Origin of the sequence: Deinococcus sp. YIM 134068, from assembly GCF_036543075.1 — a bacterium.
GTDB lineage: Bacteria > Deinococcota > Deinococci > Deinococcales > Deinococcaceae > Deinococcus > Deinococcus lichenicola.
Map to the genome: position 1 here is coordinate 17,256 of NZ_JAZHPF010000017.1, position 16,195 is coordinate 33,450.

Here is a 16,195-nt window from a genome sequence, read left to right on the forward strand (position 1 = left end):
AGTGGACAGGTTGAGGCTGATCATCGGCGTGAGCGGCGGGAGCGGCATCCCCTATGCCCTCGCCGTGCTGCGCGCCCTGCACGGGCTGGGGGTGGAGACGCACCTGATCGTCAGCAGCGGGGCCAAGCGGGTGATGACGGCGGAGGGCGGGCCGACCCTCCCCGACCTGACGACGCTGGCGAGCGTCACCCACGACGACCGCGACCTCGCGGCGAGCGTGGCGAGCGGCAGCTACCGCACGGACGGCATGTTGATCGTCCCTTGCAGCGCCGGAACGCTGGCGAAGGTGGCCCACGGCTTCGCGGACAACCTGCTCTCCCGCGCCGCCCACGTCGTCCTCAAGGAACGCCGCCGCCTCGTCCTCGTCGTCCGGGAGGACCCGTTGCCCCGCCCCATGCTGGAGAACATGCTGAAAGTTCACGACGCCGGAGCCACCGTCATGACCGCCAGCCCCGGCTTCTACCACGCGCCGGGGGATGTGGAGGAGCTGTTGCACTTCGTCACCGCGCGGGTGCTGGATCAGTTCGGGCTGGACGTGCCGGGCTTCCGGCGGTGGAAGGAGTGAGTGGCGGAAGCGTCGCGGCCCTCATTCCTGCCGCCGGGTCCGGCACCCGTCTGGGGCGGGGACCGAAAGCATTCGTGGAGGTCGCGGGCATGAGCCTCCTCGCGCGCAGCGTGGCTCGTCTCGCGCCCCATGTGGGAGAGGTCGTCGTGGCGCTGCCAGACGGAATGAGCTTACCTTCCGGCATTACCGCGCGGTCCATCCCCGGTGGAGCCACCCGGCAGGACAGCGTGCGGCGGCTGCTGGAGGCCACCGACGCCGAGGTCGTCCTCGTTCACGACGCGGCCCGGCCCTTTCTGCCCGCGCGGGTGGTGTGGGAGGTGACGGCGGCGGCGCGGGAGGTCGGCGCGGCAACGGCGGTCCTGCCCGTGGCGGACACGCTCGTCCGGGCGGGAGAGGACGGGGGGTGGGGCCAATACGTTCCGCGTGAGGGGTTGTGGGCCGTCCAGACCCCGCAGGGCTTCCGCCGTGAGACGCTGATCCACGCCCACGCGCGAGCCGCCGCCGAGGGCTTCGCCGCCACCGACGACGCGGGGATAATCGCGCGGTTGGGTGGGAGGGTGGCGCTCGTGCCGGGGGATGCGCGGCTGTTCAAGGTGACGACACCGGGCGACCTCGCGCTCGCACAGGCGGTCGCGGCAGTGTGGGACGCCGGGGTGTGGGATGCTGGGGACGATGACGCCTGACTCCCCCGGTTCGCGGACCTACCTCGCGCCCGCCAAGGTCAACCTGGGCCTGAGCGTGCGCGGCCTGCGCGCGGACGGCTTCCACGAGCTGCACTCCATCATGGTGCCCCTGTCGGTGGGCGACGACCTGGAGATCGGTCCCGCCGACACCCTGACCCTGCGGGTGGAGGGGTCGGACCTGCCCGCCGACGAGCGCAACCTCGTGTACCGGGCGGCGCGGGCGTATCTGGACGCGGCGGGGGTAACGGGCGGCGCAAGCATCACCCTGCACAAGCGCCTGCCCCTCGCCTCCGGGCTGGGCGGGGGCAGCAGCGACGCGGCGACCACCTTGATGGCCCTCGCGCGGCTGTATCCGGCGGGGGTGGACCTGGCTGCACTAGCGCTGGGCCTGGGCGCGGACGTGCCCTTCTTCCTGCTGGGGCGCGCGGCGCTGGCGGCGGGGGTGGGCGAGGTGCTGGCACCGCTGCCCGTGCCGCCTGTGCCGCTCGTGCTCGTCAATCCCGGTGTGGAGGTCAGCGCCCGCGACGCCTACGCCTGGCTGGACGACGAGGAGACCTTCACCCCCGAACTCGACGTGGAGGGCATTCTGGCCGCCCTCTCCCACAGCGGGAGGGAGGTGCCGTACCACAACGCCCTGCAAGAACCCGTCGTCGCCCGCCACGCCCCCATCCGGGAGGCGCTGGCCGCGCTGGCCGCTGCCCGGCTGCGCTCTCCCCTGATGAGCGGCAGCGGCGCGACCTGCTTCGCCCTCGCTATGAGTGACGACCACGCCCACGACGCGGCGAGGACCATCCGGGCACAGCACCCCGGCTGGTGGGTGGAGGCGACGCGGACGCTGTAGGGGAAGCGAAAGACCCGGACGAGTCGTCAGCGCGTGTTCGACTCGTCCGGATGACTCTCTTGTGCTGTCGGCTGGAAGCTGGCCGCAGGCCGCTCCCTCACCCCTTCGTCAGAATCCGCACGCTCAGCAGCCGGTCGGGCGTGGCCCCGGCGACGGGCGTTTCCTGCCCGGTGCTCGTGTCGGAGGTGCGGGTGAGCTTGGGCAGCACGTCCTGTCCGGTCACGACCTTGCCGAAGATGGTGTGGCGACCGTTGAGGTTTTCCGTGGGCGCGAAGGTGATGAAGAACTGCGAGCCGTTCGTGGCCGGGCCGCTGTTCGCCATCGCCAGGATGCCTGAGCCGTTGAAGGTCAGGCGGGTGCGGAACTCGTCGGCGAAGCTGTAGCCGGGGCCGCCCGTGCCCCACTCGTCCTTCTGCGCGTCGTTCACGCTCTTGGGGTCGCCCGTCTGGGCCATGAAGCCGTCGATGACCCGGTGAAAGCGGATGCCGTCGTAAAAGTGGTTGCGCGCCAGCGTCACGAAGTTGTTGACGGTGACGGGCGTCTCCTGCTCGTACAGGTCCGCGAGAATCTGGCCCCGGCTGGTGTCGATCAGGGCGTAATAGTCCTTGCCCGCCTCCAGCGTCAGCGCAGGCTCGGCCTTGAACTCGCGCACCGGCTGCTGACTCACGAAGGACACGAGGGTATAGCCGCTCGGCACGGGGCCGGGCGTGGTGACGGCGGCGGTCTGGGTGCTGCCGGATGCAGTGGTGCCGGACTGGGCCGTGTCGGTCGAGGCGGTCTCAGTCGTCTCCGTGGCGGTGTCCGTCGTCTCCGTCTGGGCGGTCTCGGTGCTCGTGTCGGCGCTCTCGTTCCGGTCCTGGCAGGCGGTCAGGGTGAGGAGCGCGGTGAGGAGGAGGGCGGCTTGTCTCATGGGGCGAGTCTAGAGGGTTTGTCTGAGGGGAATAGAGGAGCTGTCCCCTTCGCCGGGTATGGACGGGTGCTGCTTGGTGACGCGGCGGCAACCCCTCCGTCAGCTTCCCTCGAAGGGAGGCTTTGTGTTGTGCCTCCCTTCAAGGGGAGGTGCCCCGCAGGGGCGGAGGGGTCGCCCCCGGCTCAACTGCCCTCCTCATTCCTCCTGGCCGTCATCCCCTAATGAGCGGCGACCGTCACCCAGCCCCCTCGGACCATCTCCTACACTGGGCGGATGATCGTGACGATTGACGGCGTGGCCGCCAGCGGCAAGTCCAGCGTGGCGTCGGGGGTGGCGCGGGCGCTGGGCGTGCCCTACGTGAGCAGCGGCCTGCTCTACCGGGCGGCGACCCTGCTGGGGCTGGAGGCGGGCCTCTCCCTGGACGACGCCCCGGCCCTCCTCGCCCTGCTGGAGCAGCACCCGCCCCGGCTGGAGGCGCGGGCGGCGGGCAACCGGGTGTTCCTGATCGGCGACCTCGGGCAACGGGACCTGACCCCCGACCTCCACTCCTCGCGGGTGGACGCGGGCGTGAGCGCCGTCGCCGTGCTGCCGGAGGTCCGCGCTTGGGTGAACGCGCAGCTTCGCGCCCTCCCCGAACCCTTCGTCGCCGAGGGGCGCGACATGGGCACGAACGTCTTTCCGCACGCGGACGCCAAGTTCTACCTGACCGCCAGCCCCCGCGTCCGCGCTCAGCGCCGCGCGCAGGAACGGCCCGAGGAGGTGGACGCCATCGAGGCCGCCCTGACCGAACGCGACCGACGCGACGCCCGGCAGAGCGCCCCCGCGCCAGACGCCCGCGTGATCGACACCGGGCCGCTGACGCTGGACGGGGTGATCGGGGCGATCCTGTCGGCGCTGCCCGCACGGACGGCATAGCCGCAACCAAAAGGGAGGGAGGCAGAAGCGCACAGGCTCCTGCCTCCCTTCTCTGTTGCCGTGGGATCAGCGCACGACGCTGAACTGCTGGCTCGTGTACGTCTCGGTGTGGGCGGGGTTGCTCTCGTTGCCCAGCGCCTTGAGGACCCTTACGCGAAGCTGGTAGGTCCCGGCGGGGGCGGCGCTGCCGTCGCTGAACTTGCCGTCCCACTCGTAGAAGTTGAAGGCGTCGCTGTCGGCACTCGTGTAGGCGTTGGTGGCGTTACGGGCCACGTAGTTCTGCACGAGGAGGGTGTCCTTCACGGCACCGCTCGCGTCCAGCAGCTCGAAGGTGAGTCGGCGCGACTGGTGCGAGAGCTGGGCGAGCACCACCGGGTTGTCCAGGTAGCCGTCGATCTCCTGGAAGGTGAAAGTGGGCAGTTCCGTGAGGGTCGCGCCCTCCGGGTAGATCACGCCGGTGGCGTTCTCGTAGAGGGCCGGGAAGTCGTACGTCGTGATGCCGATGCGGGCATTTCCCAACACCTGAATGCTCTGGTAGTCGCCCTTGAAGCCGCTGTAGGGAATCTCCAGGTGGCTGCCGTTCGCGCCCTCCAGGTAGACGTAGCCGCCGTACTGGGACTTGTCGGTGGCCCCGGCGGGGGGCGTGACCACCACGTTCAGCTCGACCTCACCGCCCGCCGGAACCGTGACCTGCACCGCGCCCGCGTCGGCGTCCTGCCCGTTGATCGTCATGGTGGCGACCTCCTGGCTGGGGGCGGGGGCCAGGGTGGTGCCGCTGACGGTGAGGGCCGGATAGTGGGAGGCTTCGAAGACCTGCGCGGTCGTGCCCCGGTTTTTCAGCACGACGACCTTGCTGCGGGCACCGAAGGTCTCGCTCTCGCCGAGGCTGAGCTTGCTCGGCATGGCCGTGACGCGGTTGTTGTACGCCTCCACCACGTCCACCATGCCCGCGCCCTGACGCTGCACGTAGTTGGGCACGCCTTCAAGCAGGGTTCCGTTGTTGAGGTACCAGCGCAGCGACGCGGTGTTCATCAGGCGGGCGCGCATGTCCTCGGCGCGGATGGTGGGTTCGGCCTGAAGCATCAGGGCGGCGATGCCCGCCGCGTGCGGGGCGGCCATGCTGGTGCCGCTCAGGATCGCGTAGCCGGTCGGCTCGACGCTCAGGGGGTACGCGCTCTTGATGTTGCCGCCGGGTGCCGAGAGGTCGGGCTTGAGTTCGAGGTCGGGCGACATGCCGTAGGACGAGAAGTCGCTGATGGCGTTGCCCGTCGGGCTGTCGAAGACGCTCGTCTCGGCGTTGAAGGTCAACGTGACGCCGGAGGCGATCAGGCCGTCGATCTTCTCGCCGTCCGAGCGCAGGACGGACGCGACCGGAATCTCGATCTCCACGTTGTCGTTGGCCGAACCGGCCACGGTCGGGCTGATGAAGCCGGGCGCGTTGTTGTACAGGATGACGGCCCCGGCCCCCGCGTTCTGCGCGTTGAGCGCCTTCTCGCGGAAGGTGCAGGTGCCGCGCCGGATCAGCACGGCCTTGCCCGTCAGGCTGCCCGCCGCGTAGGGGCTGACCCCGTTCACCGAGCAGCCGTCGTTGGTGGTGGTGGGAGTGCTCGTGGAGAGTTTGGTGATCGGCAGCGACGCGCCGCTGGTGGCGTCCTTCGAGCCGGTGGCGAGCAGGTAGCCGACCCTGCTTCCGTCGGGGGTGATCGTGAAGTTGGACAGCTCCAGCTTGATGTTGTCCACCGAGGCGGTGGAGATGACGTTCTCGCCGAGGCTGGGTGCCCCGGTCGCGTACTGCCCGCTCGTGCCGCTGTTGCCCGCCGAGACGGTCACGACCATGCCGCGCTTCACGAGGCGGCTGGCGGCCCGCGAGGTCGGGGCCTGCGGCCAGTCGAAGGCCGAGCCGATGCTCATGTTCAGCACGTTCATGCCGTCGGCAAGGGCGCGCTCCATCGCCGCGATCATCACGTCGTCGTAGGTGGACCCCTCACAGCCGAAGACCTTGTAGGCCCCGAAGGTCACGCCGGGTGCGGCCCCCTTGAAGCCCGTGGTCGCGTCGTTGCCGCCCACGATGCCCGCCACGTGGGTGCCGTGGCCGCCGCAGTCGTCGTAGTTCTCGTCGGGCACGGGGGTGTAGTTGTCGTCCGTGCCGTAGGCGTCGCCCACGAAGTCGTACCCCGCCACGATGCGCCCGCTGAAGGCCGGGTGGTCGCGGTCGATGCCCGTGTCCATCACGGCCACCTTGACGCCCTGACCCGTCAGGCCCAGCTCGTTTTGCGCCACGTCCACGCCCGTCATCGTGACGGCGCTGAACATCTGCGGCTCCAGCGAGGCGGTCAGGCTGCGCTCGACGCGTGGCCGCTCGATGCGCCGCACCGGGAACACGCCCGCCACGCCCGGCAACCGCGAGATGCGCCCGATGTCGGCGTTCGTCGCCTTCACGCTGAAGCCGTTGAACAGCGTGGTGAAGCTGGCGACCTCCTGAAAGCGGATGCCGCGCGACGCCGCGAGGCTGCGGAAGGTGGCCTGCTGACTGCGGACACTCTGGGCGCTCAGGGTGGTGGGGTCGCCCTCCAGCTCGACGAACCAGCGGCCAGACACCTCCGCCGCGCCGCGCAGGGCGGGCAGGCTGCCGCTGGCGGTGACGCCGGAGTTGGAAGAGGCGGGAGTGCTCGTCTGGGAGCAGGCGGCGAGCACCAGACCCACGGTGAGAAGCGGGAGTTTGCTGAGGGAGTGTTTCATGCGGGAAGGCTCCTTTGGGGGAAGGCTCGGGCGGGGTCGGGCAGTCGGCGGGGCGTTAACGGCGTGTCAGGGCGATCTGGTACGTGTTGGTGGCGAGGTCGTCGGTGGCTTCCTCGTCGTCGTAGATGTCAAAGCTCGTCACGACCGCCGTGTAGGTTCCGGCCTGCGTCACGTTGAAGCGCAGGTCGGCCTCCTGATCCGTGCCGCTGTCGTCGTCGCGCTCGAAGACCGTCACGCCGTCGGGCAGCAGGACCGTGACGTGGGGATCGAGGGTGCTCGCCGCGTCCACGCCCGTGCTCTTCACCGTCAGCCGGAGCTGGTCGCCCGCCACCGCGTCGAACCGGTAGTAGTCGTAGTCGCGTGCGGTTCCCGAGATGGTGCCCTTCACCGTCGCGCCGATAGCCAGGGGAGTCGCGGTCGCCACGCTGTCGTTCGGCTCGACCTCGGGCGGAACGACGACGCCACACGCCGCGAGCAGCAGGCCGGGCAACAGGGCGAGGGACAGGAGGCGGTGTCGTTGCATGTGAACTCCTTCAAGGGCGCATGACGGCCTTCGGCGCACGGTGGCCGCGAGGACGGGGGTGGGAGGGCGTCTGGAACAACGAACTCTGCCGATTCTTCGGTGAGGCGCATGCTAGCTCGCCCCCACGTAGGTACGCAAGGTTTTCCCATGTGGGTGACAAGCAGCTCTCATCTGGGAGGGTGGGTTGTGAGAAGTGGGGGCCTTCGCGTCAGCTTTCGCCTCGGCGTAGGCCCCACTCACCCTACCGCAGCCCCTCCACCGGCCCGAGGGCGACCACCGTGGGGCGGGCGAGCGGGCACATCCTCAGCACGGCGCGCACCTCGTCGGCGGTGACGCGGGCGAAGCGGTCCACGAGTTCGGCGGTGCCGACCGGGCGACCGAGGGCCAGATGTTCCATCCCGAGCGTGAACAGGCGGCCCTGCGTCGTCTCGGCGCGCAGCAGGGTGTCCACCGCGAGCTTGCGGGCGGCGCGGCGCACGGCGGCGTCAGTGATGGCCTCCTCCGCGTTCGCCAGCACCGCCAGATAGGTGTCAAGGACCGTCTGGGCACGGTCCGGGTCGCAGGAGAAGCCGCCCTCGAAGGCTCCGGCGTCCCGGTATTCGAGATGCGCGAGGTCGGCCCCGTCGGCGAGGCCCGTGTCGAGGAGCGCCCAGTACAGCCGCCCGTTCTCGCCCCCGATGAGGTCGGCGAGGACCACCGCTGCCTCTCTCAGCGGATCGGTGGCGCTCAGGCCGGGCAGCGCCAGCGCGACCTGCACGCGGGCGAGGGCGGAGTCGTGGATCGTCCGCACCGTGCCGGGGTGCCGGGGCACGGGGGGCGGCGTGGGCGCGGCGGGGTGCCCGGTCGGCCAGTTCCTCAGCTCCCCCTGCGCCCAGCCCAACACCCCCGCCGGGTCGAAGGCCCCGACCACGGTGAGCGTCACCCGGCCCGCGCCGTAGCGTTCGCGGTGGTTGCGCGCGAGGGCATCCCGGCTCAGGCCTTCCACCGTCTGCGTCGTGCCGAGAACGGGCTGGCTGAGGGGATGCGTGCCCCAGTAGTCGGTCCGCAGTTCGTCCGCCACGCGCACGGCGGGCTGCTCGGCGTACATGGCGATTTCTTCGAGGATGACGCCGCGTTCGGGTTCCACGTCGGTGGGTCGCAGGGCCGGGCGCATCAGTTCGGTCAGGGTCCCCAGCAGTTCGGAGGTCTGTTCGGGCAGGGTCGCCGCGTGGTACACGGTCGCCTCCTCGCTCGTGAAGGCGTTCGCGTTGCCACCGAGGCCGTCCAGCCGCTCGTTGAGTTCGGCAGCCCCCACCACCTCCGACCCCTTGAACATCAGGTGTTCGAGGAAGTGCGAGACCCCCAGCTCCTCCGGGCGTTCGTCGCGCGCCCCCGTCGCCACGAAGTACCCGGCGGCGACCGTCTGCGCGTCCGCACTCGGCTCCAGGAGCAGGGTCAGGCCGTTGGGAAGGGTGTGGGTCAGGGTTTCGGCAGACTTGGGAAGGGAGGTCATAGCGCAGGCTCCTGCGGGCCGAGGGTCACGACGGTCGCGTGGGCGGCGGGGTCGTACCCGGCAAGGAAGGTGTTCACCCCGTCCAGCGTGAGGGCATTCAGGGCGGCGCGCAACTCGGCCACACTCCGCACCCGCCCGAACACGGCCACATCGCGCGTGAGGCTCGTCGCGCGGGCGCGCAGGCTCTCGGCCCCGAAGACGACTGAGGCGGTGAGTCCGGCGCGGGCGCGGTGGAACTCGGCCTCCGTCAAGCCCTCCGGCAGCCGGGCGAGTTCGGCGAGGAGGACCGAAAGCGTCTCCGGCGCGCGGCCCGGCGTGCTCCCCGCGTAGGCGCTGAGGAAGCCCTTTTTGCCCAGCACGACGGGCGAGGCGCTGACGCTGTAGGCGAGGCCGCGTTCCTCGCGCACGGCGGTGAACAGGCGGCTCGCGCTGCCCCCCGACAGGGCCGTGAGGGCGACCTGCCACGCCAGCCAGTCGGGGTCACGGGGACTGACACCCGGTGCGGTCACGCTGATGTGGGTCTGCTCGGCGTCGGCGTGGGGAAGGTGAACGCGCTCGCCGGAGCGGAAGTCGGCGGGCACGGTCTCGTCCTCACCGGGCCGCCAGCCCACGAAGGTCCGCTCCACGAGCGTTCTCACCTCGTCGGGGTGGGCGTCCGCGACCAGCCCGAGGACGCTGCCCCGCGTTCCGTACCGGCCCAGGAAGACGCTCAGCCCCTCCGCGTTCAGGTTCGCCAGCCCTTCTGCCGTCCCACTAGCTGGGTGCGTGAATCCTGCGAAGGGTGAGGCCGGGTCGTGCGGAAAGGCCACCCGCCGCGCCCCCACCGCGAGGAGATCGGGCGGGCTGTCCTCCAGCCCCTCCAAATCCTGCCGCGCGAGGTCGGCGAGGACGGGCAACTCACCGGGCGGCAGCTCCGGGCGCAGCAGCAGGTCGGCGGTCAGCGCCAGCGCACCGGGCAGGTCGCCCACGAGGCCGCTCATTCCGACCCGCGTCGCCTCCGGCCCCACGCCTCCACCCCGCCGCACGCCGAGGTCGTCGAGCGCGTCCTGAAAGGCGCGAGCATCCCGGCCCCCGGCCCCCTTGTACAGCCACTCCTCCAGCACGCCCGCCGACCCCTCGCGGCCCACAGGGTCATGGGCACTGCCCACCGGAACGCGCACGTCGAGGGCAAAGCCCGGCCCGGTCCGGCGCTCGAACGCGACCCTCAGCCCACCCTCCAGGGTCCACAGATGCGCCCCAGGCGCGGCCACAGTCGTCACCGGGGGAGTCTAGCGCCGCGAGGCGGGAACACCGGGGGAGCGGTCAGCTTTCAGCCGTCAGCTCTCCACAGTTCGGGTGGGGGAGTGGCGTGGAGGGTCAGACGCTCGCCTGTCAGCGGGTGAACGAAGCTCAGGCGCTCGGCGTGGAGGAGGTAGCCGCCGTCGCCGGGGAGGGCGGGAAGATCGGGGAGTGGGCCGCCGCCCGGCGCATACAGGGGATCGCCGATGAGGGGATGGCCGATGGACGCGAGGTGGATGCGGATTTGGTGCGGCCTTCCGGTGTGGATGGCCACCTCGAACAATGTGTTCCCCTCCGTTCGCCTTTCCAGCACGCGGGCGACGCTGTGGGACGCCTTCCCCGCCGCGCTCGCCGCGTACACGGTGCCGAGGCGGGGGTGCGGAACGGGGCCGATGGGCGTGGTGATCTCATACGTGTCCCGTTCGGTGAGACCTGCGGCGAGCGCCCGGTACCGCTTGTCCACCTCCCCCTCCCGCCACGCGCGGGCGAGGGTGGAGGCCGCCGCGTGCGTCCGCGCGAACAGCACCAGCCCGGAGGTGCCGCGTCCCAATCGGTGCAGGGAGCTGGCCTCCGGGAACGTGGCGCGCACCCGCATCAGCAGCGTGTGGTCGAGAAAGCCGCCGCCCGGCATGGTGGGCAACCCGGACGGCTTCACGACGGCCAGGAGCGCGTCGTCCTCATGGGCCACCTCGTAGGTGAGGGGCACGTCCTCCTCGTGCCAGGGGGGACGGTGCCACAGGAGGGTCTGGCCTGCGCGCAGCACTTCCCCACCCCGCACGGTCACTCCGTCCAGGCTGACCTCGCCGCGCTCCAGCCGCTCTCGCCACTCGCTCTCAGTGGAGTGGGTGTACCGCCGCGTCAGGTAGGCGAGGACCGTCATTCCCCGCGCCTCCGGACTGGGGCGTTCGCGGTAGGTGTAGCCGCCGTTCAGGGCCATGAGGGCAGCCTAGCGGGAGTTCCTCCCCGCAAGCCGCACTGGGAACTGTGACCACCTCCACCGAGACGGCGAAGCTCTCATCGCCTCCCACGATGCTGCACCCGTGCGCCGCTTCTTCCGCCTCGTGTTGGTGCTGGCCGTGCTGGCGGGTGCCGTGTATCTGGCATGGCCCACCTTGCAGCGGGTGTGGCGGTACGTGGAGTTGACGGCAGAACCCGCCCCGGCGGCGGGCACCCTTCCCAATCCCCTGCCCGGCCAGTCCCTGACCGACACGTGGGGCGCCGCCCGCAGCCAGGGCCGACGCCACGAGGGTATCGACATCTTCGCGCGGCGGGGCACGCCCATCCGCGCCACCACACGCGGCTTCGTCCTCAACATCGGCGAGAACCGCCTCGGCGGGCGCACCGTCATGGTCCTCGGTCCCGGCGGGCAGCGGCACTACTACGCCCACCTCGAACGCTACCCCGACCTCGCGGAGGGCGACTGGATCGAGGCGGGCACCGTGGTCGGCTACGTCGGCGACAGCGGCAACGCACAGGGCACGCCGCCGCACCTGCATTACGGGATTTACGCGGGGGGCGGGGCGATCAATCCGTATCCGTTTTTGCAGGAGTAAGTTTTATTCACTCGTCCTCACTCCCAAAATAACTCGCTCCCAAGCACTCACCGCCACCTCGTTGCACGTCAGGCGCGGGTGGGAGAATAGTCGGTCGCGCTCAGGGTCGCCGCCGTGCAACGCTTCCGGCAGGAGCGCGGGTGGGCTGAAGTTGTCGAGGACGAGCATTCCGCCGACGCGCAGGACACCCACCAACACGTCCAGGCTCTCCGTCTCCCGCTTGGCAGGCGCGCAATCGCTGAAGATCAGGTCGAAGGGGCCGTGAGTAAGGGCTTCGCGCCAGTCCCCATTCAGCACCTCGGCGCGTGGGTCGCTCGCCAGCGCATCCCGCGCCACCGCCGCCCGCTCCGGGTCGAGTTCGGCGGTTACGAGCCGGGCCGCGCCGTCCATCCCCGCGAGGAGCCATGCCGCGCCCACGCCCGTACCTGTCCCCAGTTCGGCCAGCCGCCCACCTGGGCGAGTGGCGGCCAGCGTTCGCAGCAGTCGCCCCGTCTCCAGACTGCACGAGCGGCCAAAGCCCAGCCGCCGCGCCTCCGCCTGCGCCACCCGCACCCGTTCGGGTAGGGCGAGAGCCGGGGGCGCTGGGGGAAGCGCCCCCAATACCTGCCGCACCTGCACGTCGTCTGCCCAGGGCAACGAGCGCGGGTTGACCCAGGCGACGGGCCGCCCCTCCGGGCTGGGTTCGAGGGAGAGCAGGCGGGCGGGGAAGCAGAGCGATTCCACTCCCGAACGCCCCCGGATCGTCACCGCCTCACCCGTCACTTCCACCCGCGCCCCGCCCTCCTCCCACGCCTCACGCGCGGCGGCCTGAGCGCCCGTCTCGCCGGGTTCGATGCCACCACCGGGCAGGGTCCAACCACCCCATTCCAGACCGACCATCAGCACCCGCCTCTCATGCTCCACCCAGACGCAGGCACGGCCCGTGTGCTGGAGACCGGGCGAGAGGTTGACCGTCAGCGTCACGCCAGCATCTCCAACACGTCTTCCAATTCGGCCCCACGCTCACGGAGGCGGCGCAGCGTCCCCTCGGCGCTGAGGCGGGCGGCGTGGGCGTAGTCCTCGGCGTGGACTGAGAAGGCGCGCAGGACCGGATCATCAGATGAGGTTGCCTCCTCCAGAAAGGCGGTCAGCACCAGCCGCAGCGCCGCCCGCTGCACCTCCTCCGGTGCCCGACCCATCCGGATGCCCTTGCGTGAGACATACGGATCATCTGTCAGGAGACGGGTACACCCTGCCCACGGATCGGGCGCGGCGTACTCCAGGGCGCGCAGGCCGCTCATGGCGACGGCCCCGGCACACTGCGGGCACGGCTGCACGGTCGTCAGCAGCGTCCAGCCGTAGCACTCGGGGCAGGGCGTGGCCGCGAGGTCCAGCAGCGCGTTGATCTCCGCGTGCGCGAGGTCGTGGCCGGAGATGAAGCCGCCCGCCACGCTCCGCCCCTCGCCCAGCCGGTTGCGCCCCCGCGCGATGACGGCTCCCGAAGCGTCCACGATCACCGCACCGATGGGATACGAGCCGTGCAGGTAGGCGGTCCAGGCCTGGCTGAGGGCGGCGTGCCAGCCCTGAGTCAGTGGTAGGAGGTGAGGAGTCAATGTGTTGTCTGCCTTCTCCACTGACCACTTACCACTGTCCACAGACCGCCTCACAACGCCCCCCGATTCCGCTCGATTAGCTCGTCCAGCGCCTCCCGCAGCAGACTCGCCTCCGTGCGGCCCAGCGCCCCCGACAGCTTGGCGAGGCGTTCGAGCTGGCTCTTGGGGTAATAGTTGCTCTTGAGGACCATTTTCCCCTCCACGTAGATGCACACGCGGCCCCGGCCCTCGCGCTTGGCCCGCAGCAGCGCCTCGTCGGCGGCGCGGTGGAGGTCGGCGAAGGTGTGGGCATGGGCCGGACGCGCCGCCAGCCCCACACTGATGCCGAGGGGACGCGGCCAGTGGGGGTCCCGGTGAATCTGGAAGTGCTTGATCACCTCGTCGAAGAGGATGAGGGCCGTCTCCGCCGCCGTCTCGGGAAGGATGACCGCGTACTCGTCCCCGCCGAGCCGCCCGATCACGCTTCCGGTTGGCAGGCTGCCCGAGAGCAACCGCTCCACGCCCCTCAGCACGCGGTCGCCCTCCGTGTGGCCCAACGTGTCGTTGAGCAGCTTGAAATGGTCGAGATCAAGGACGGCCAGCGTGAGGGGCGCATCTCCAAGCCGCTCAAAGGCGCTCTCGAAAGCTGAACGAATGAGGATGTCAGGACGGGCCACGAGAACTTCCCCTTCCGAACGCTTGTATGTACATAGTGTATATATATATCCTACGCATCACGCCATCTACTCCCCCCCGAAAAGGTGTGTCCTGGCGCGGCTTGAGCGCCCTACGCTCAGATTGTCAGACTCCGGGATTTGACATTTCCGATGCAGAGCGTCTAGGATGCCCTCCGCAACGGCAAAAATCGCCGGGTGAGCCGGTGAGGACCGTTCATTCACTTCATTTCATAGGAGGTACACACCCATGTTGAAACCATTGGGCGACCGCGTTCTCGTGGAGATCATCGAGGAAGCCGAGCAGAAGACCGCCGGGGGCCTGTTCGTCCCCGACACCGCCAAGGAGAAGAGCCAGCGTGGCCGGGTCGTCTCCGTCGGCAACGGCAAGCTCCTCGACAACGGAACGCGCGTTGCGCTGGACGTGAAGGAAGGCGACACCGTGTATTTCGCCAAGTACGGCGGTACGGAAGTGACGCTGGAAGGCAAGAACTACTCGATTCTCAGCGAGCGCGACATTCTCGCCATCGTCGAGTAAAGCGGTCAGCTCTCAGCTTTCAGCCCTCAGCGGCGAAAGCTGACGCGACCGCTCAAGCCCCACCCTTCTTTTCCTGACTGCTGAAAGCTGACCGCTGACAGCCCCTCCAAAGGAGCAATTCAAATGGCTAAACAGCTTGTGTTTGATGAAGCCGCCCGCCGCAGCCTGGAACGCGGCGTCAACGCCGTCGCCAACGCCGTCAAAGTGACCCTCGGGCCGCGTGGCCGCAACGTCGTGATCGAGAAGAAGTTCGGCAGCCCCACCATCACCAAGGACGGCGTGACCGTCGCCAAGGAAGTGGAGCTGGAGGACAAGCTGGAGAACATCGGTGCCCAGCTTCTCAAGGAAGTCGCCTCCAAGACGAACGACATCACGGGTGACGGCACCACCACCGCCACCGTGCTGGGTCAGGCCGTCGTGAAGGAAGGTCTTCGCAACGTGGCCGCCGGAGCGAACCCGCTGGCCCTGAAGCGCGGCATCGACAAGGCCGTGGCCGTGGCCGTCGAGGAGATCAAGCGGCTCGCCGTGCCCGTCGAGGACAGCGACGCGATCAAGAAGGTCGCGGGCATCAGCGCCAACGACGAGCAGGTCGGCACCGAGATCGCCAACGCGATGGACAAGGTGGGCAAGGAAGGCGTCATCACCATCGAGGAGTCGAAGGGCTTCGACACCGAGGTGGATGTCGTCGAGGGGATGCAGTTCGACAAGGGCTACATCAGCCCCTACTTCATCACCAGCCCCGAGACGATGGAGGCCGTGCTGGAAGACGCCTACATCCTGATCAACGAGAAGAAGGTCTCCTCCCTCAAGGACCTCCTGCCCGTGCTGGAAAAGGTCGCGCAGACGGGCCGCCCGCTCCTCATCATCGCCGAGGACGTGGAGGGCGAGGCCCTGGCCACGCTGGTCGTGAACAAGCTGCGCGGCACGCTGAACATCGCCGCCGTGAAGGCCCCCGGCTTCGGCGACCGCCGCAAGGAGATGCTGCGTGACATCGCCGCCGTGACGGGCGGGCAGGTCGTCTCCGAGGACCTCGGCCACCGCCTGGAGAACGTCGGCATGGACATGCTGGGCCGCGCCGCGCGCATCCGCATCACGAAGGACGAGACCACCATCGTGGACGGCAAGGGCAACCAGAGCGAGATCGACGCCCGCGTGAACGCCATCAAGGCCGAGCTGGACACCACCGACTCCGACTACGCCAAGGAAAAGCTCCAGGAGCGCCTCGCCAAGCTGGCGGGCGGCGTGGCCGTGATCCGCGTGGGCGCGGCGACCGAGACCGAACTCAAGGAGAAGAAGCACCGCTACGAGGACGCCCTCTCCACCGCCCGCTCGGCGGTCGAGGAAGGCATCGTCGCGGGCGGCGGCACCACGCTGCTGCGCGTGATCCCCGCCGTGCGGAAGGCCGCCGAGGGTCTGATCGGTGACGAGGCCACCGGCGCACGCATCCTGATCCGCGCGCTGGAGGAACCCGCCCGCCAGATCGCCATCAACGCGGGCGAGGAGGGCAGCGTCATCGTGAACGCCGTCATCAACGCCACCCAGCCCCGCTACGGCTTCAACGCCGCGACGGGCGAGTACGTGGAGGACATGATCGCCGCCGGCATCGTGGACCCCGCGAAGGTGACGCGCACGGCCCTTCAGAACGCCGCCAGCATCGGCGCGCTGATCCTGACCACGGAGGCCATCGTCTCCGACAAGCCCGAGAAGGCGTCGTCCGCGCCCCAGGGTGGCGGCGCGCCCGACATGGGCGGGATGGACTTCTAAAGCTCAAGCAGGACGGGGGAGGCCGGGGCGTGATTGCTCCGGCCTCGCTCATTGATACAGTTAGACATGGACTTTGGAGCAGCTAGCTTCTTCCTAGATTTAATTTTGGCGTTGCGTAATAATTTGCTTAGTCCTACTGTGTCGGCTCA

16 protein-coding genes are annotated in these 16,195 nt (G+C 69.6%); 7 read left to right on the forward strand and 9 right to left on the reverse strand.

The window, feature by feature from the left end:
- The first annotated feature begins 10 nt into the window (after positions 1-10).
- The 3 genes from V3W47_RS14710 to V3W47_RS14720 are packed head-to-tail and all read left to right on the forward strand — an operon-like array spanning position 11 to position 2,089.
- On the forward strand, positions 11-565 hold the full coding sequence (locus V3W47_RS14710; RefSeq protein ID WP_331826027.1) for a UbiX family flavin prenyltransferase: 555 nt from the start codon (positions 11-13) through the stop codon (positions 563-565).
- Positions 562-1,248, forward strand: a complete 687-nt coding sequence (ispD, locus tag V3W47_RS14715) for a 2-C-methyl-D-erythritol 4-phosphate cytidylyltransferase (protein ID WP_331825974.1) — start codon at positions 562-564, stop codon at positions 1,246-1,248. Before V3W47_RS14710 ends, ispD begins: the two co-directional genes overlap by 4 nt.
- Positions 1,238-2,089, forward strand: coding sequence for a 4-(cytidine 5'-diphospho)-2-C-methyl-D-erythritol kinase (locus V3W47_RS14720; protein WP_331825975.1), 852 nt, complete (start codon positions 1,238-1,240; stop codon positions 2,087-2,089). The genes ispD and V3W47_RS14720 overlap by 11 nt, the downstream gene beginning before the upstream one ends.
- A 97-nt stretch (positions 2,090-2,186) precedes the next feature.
- On the opposite strand, the gene V3W47_RS14725 is transcribed toward V3W47_RS14720, so the two are convergent.
- Positions 2,187-2,999, reverse strand: coding sequence for a peptidylprolyl isomerase (locus V3W47_RS14725; RefSeq protein WP_331825976.1), 813 nt, complete (start codon positions 2,997-2,999; stop codon positions 2,187-2,189).
- A gap of 273 nt (positions 3,000-3,272) precedes the next feature.
- Here V3W47_RS14725 and cmk point away from each other — a divergent pair, with 273 nt between their 5' ends.
- Entirely contained in the window at positions 3,273-3,914 is a 642-nt protein-coding gene (cmk, locus tag V3W47_RS14730; RefSeq protein ID WP_331825977.1) for a (d)CMP kinase, read from the forward strand.
- 66 nt (positions 3,915-3,980) lie between these two features.
- Here cmk and V3W47_RS14735 read toward each other — a convergent pair whose 3' ends face one another.
- The 5 genes from V3W47_RS14735 to V3W47_RS14755 all read right to left on the reverse strand — a co-directional run bounded on the left by V3W47_RS14735 (position 3,981) and on the right by V3W47_RS14755 (position 10,883).
- A complete protein-coding gene (locus V3W47_RS14735; RefSeq protein WP_331825978.1) occupies positions 3,981-6,653 on the reverse strand; it encodes a S8 family serine peptidase in 2,673 nt (890 codons plus the stop codon).
- Between the two features lie 55 nt (positions 6,654-6,708).
- On the reverse strand, positions 6,709-7,176 hold the full coding sequence (locus V3W47_RS14740) for a PPC domain-containing protein (RefSeq protein WP_331825979.1): 468 nt from the start codon (positions 7,174-7,176) through the stop codon (positions 6,709-6,711).
- A gap of 241 nt (positions 7,177-7,417) precedes the next feature.
- Positions 7,418-8,668, reverse strand: a complete 1,251-nt coding sequence (locus V3W47_RS14745) for a M16 family metallopeptidase (protein WP_331825980.1) — start codon at positions 8,666-8,668, stop codon at positions 7,418-7,420.
- A complete protein-coding gene (locus tag V3W47_RS14750) occupies positions 8,665-9,927 on the reverse strand; it encodes a M16 family metallopeptidase (RefSeq protein ID WP_331825981.1) in 1,263 nt (420 codons plus the stop codon). Before V3W47_RS14750 ends, V3W47_RS14745 begins: the two co-directional genes overlap by 4 nt.
- 50 nt (positions 9,928-9,977) lie before the next feature.
- A complete protein-coding gene (locus V3W47_RS14755) occupies positions 9,978-10,883 on the reverse strand; it encodes an RluA family pseudouridine synthase (RefSeq protein ID WP_331825982.1) in 906 nt (301 codons plus the stop codon).
- A gap of 103 nt (positions 10,884-10,986) precedes the next feature.
- Here V3W47_RS14755 and V3W47_RS14760 point away from each other — a divergent pair, with 103 nt between their 5' ends.
- On the forward strand, positions 10,987-11,499 hold the full coding sequence (locus V3W47_RS14760; protein ID WP_331825983.1) for a M23 family metallopeptidase: 513 nt from the start codon (positions 10,987-10,989) through the stop codon (positions 11,497-11,499).
- 3 nt (positions 11,500-11,502) lie between these two features.
- On the opposite strand, the gene V3W47_RS14765 is transcribed toward V3W47_RS14760, so the two are convergent.
- The 3 genes from V3W47_RS14765 to V3W47_RS14775 are packed head-to-tail and all read right to left on the reverse strand — an operon-like array spanning position 11,503 to position 13,747.
- Complete coding sequence (locus V3W47_RS14765) at positions 11,503-12,462, reverse strand: NUDIX domain-containing protein (protein WP_331825984.1); 960 nt, start codon at positions 12,460-12,462, stop codon at positions 11,503-11,505.
- Positions 12,459-13,091 carry a nucleoside deaminase gene (locus tag V3W47_RS14770; protein ID WP_331825985.1) on the reverse strand — a complete coding sequence of 211 codons (633 nt, stop codon included), beginning with the start codon at positions 13,089-13,091 and terminating at the stop codon, positions 12,459-12,461. The genes V3W47_RS14765 and V3W47_RS14770 overlap by 4 nt, the downstream gene beginning before the upstream one ends.
- A gap of 50 nt (positions 13,092-13,141) precedes the next feature.
- Entirely contained in the window at positions 13,142-13,747 is a 606-nt protein-coding gene (locus V3W47_RS14775; RefSeq protein WP_331825986.1) for a GGDEF domain-containing protein, read from the reverse strand.
- Positions 13,748-13,994: 247 nt separating this feature from the next.
- Between V3W47_RS14775 and groES the strand changes: the two genes are divergently transcribed.
- Both groES and groL read left to right on the forward strand, forming a co-directional pair.
- Positions 13,995-14,282: a co-chaperone GroES gene (gene groES, locus V3W47_RS14780; protein ID WP_331825987.1), complete on the forward strand. Its 288-nt coding sequence runs from the start codon at positions 13,995-13,997 to the stop codon at positions 14,280-14,282.
- A gap of 123 nt (positions 14,283-14,405) precedes the next feature.
- The gene (gene groL, locus V3W47_RS14785) at positions 14,406-16,046 is read left to right on the forward strand and encodes a chaperonin GroEL (RefSeq protein WP_331825988.1); all 1,641 of its coding nucleotides are present in this window, start codon (positions 14,406-14,408) and stop codon (positions 16,044-16,046) included.
- Positions 16,047-16,195: the final 149 nt, after the last annotated feature.